This is a genomic window from Paraburkholderia sp. SIMBA_053, from assembly GCF_046534895.1.
GTDB classification, from domain to species: Bacteria; Pseudomonadota; Gammaproteobacteria; order Burkholderiales; family Burkholderiaceae; genus Paraburkholderia; species Paraburkholderia caledonica.
In genome coordinates, this window is the sequence record NZ_JAWRXU010000857.1 from 1 (window position 1) to 265 (window position 265).

Consider the following 265-nt stretch of genomic DNA (forward strand, 5'->3'; position numbering starts at 1 on the left):
GGTATGGACCAATATTGTCGACAATGCGGTCGACGCCATGGAGGGCCGTGGCGACCTTGTCATTTCCACGCGCCGTGAGGGCGACTACGCGGTGGTCGAGTTCACTGACAGCGGTCCTGGTATCCCGCCGGAGATTCACTCGCGGCTGTTTGAACCGTTCTTCACCACCAAGCCGGTCGGCCAGGGGACGGGCCTGGGCCTCGATATTGCCTACCGTATAGTCGTCAATCGGCATGGTGGAACGATTCTCGTCAGTTCGCAGCCG

General features: G+C 60.8%; 1 protein-coding gene. It reads left to right on the top strand.

Annotation, left to right across the window (positions count from 1 at the left end; translation table 11 throughout):
* On the top strand, positions 1 to 265 hold a 265-nt coding region (locus SB753_RS38010), incomplete at both ends, for a sensor histidine kinase (protein WP_410805282.1).